This window comes from Vibrio sp. 2033 (assembly GCF_033339735.1).
Map to the genome: position 1 here is coordinate 1 of NZ_JAWOVC010000364.1, position 691 is coordinate 691.

Annotated in this window: 1 protein-coding gene; it reads right to left on the reverse strand. The window is 44.0% G+C overall.

Features of this window, described 5'->3' with window-relative positions; all coding sequences use genetic code 11:
* Nucleotides 1–420 (reverse strand): GNAT family N-acetyltransferase (locus R7P74_RS26620; protein WP_318123651.1); only part of this gene is annotated, 420 nt, incomplete at its 3' end.
* Between the last annotated feature and the right edge of the window lie 271 nt (nt 421–691).

The following is a 691-nucleotide window of genomic DNA, read 5'->3' on the forward strand; positions in this document are numbered from 1 at the left end:
GCCTTCATGATTAAACGATGCGACCGTTAAACCAATTTCTTCAATACCTTGATTGCATAAATCGCTTTCGATTTTGTCCATGAGCGACAAGCCTATTCCTAAGTTACGGTGACTTTCCGAGACCACCAACTCGTTAACGAAGCCAACGCGCTTTGCAACAGAAACCATCGAGTCAATATCTCGAACGGTACCAGAGATAAATCCAACGACTTGTCGATGTGAGCAAGCGATAAAGGCGATCATGCTGTCATCGAAATACTTGTCAAAGACGCCACGTTCTTCCCTTAGCTGCGCCATTTCTTCGGGTGATCGGTAGAAGTTAGGCTCGGCTTCATAGTGAGAGGCATCGAGCTCTACCAATAATCCTTTGAGTAACGGGATATCTTCTTCTCTCAGCCTTCTGATGTGAAACTGCTGCATGTCCTTTTCCTGCTAACTGATGGTTTTATTGTCATTTTGGCTTTCGCTCATCACCTATTTAGGTAGAAATATAAAGCCTAGCCACAGTACAAATTTCAACCAACCATGTCGAGTTTGATTTCCCTTTCCTCCTTTTGTTTTTGCCAAGAGTTTGAACACATACCGGATTTGTCTCGCTGCCGAGCGCTTTGCCATCCAGCATCGCCTCTCTTCTGACAGGAATATCCGTAAATTTTGTCCGTATTTCCGACTAATTTACTCAGGTATACTC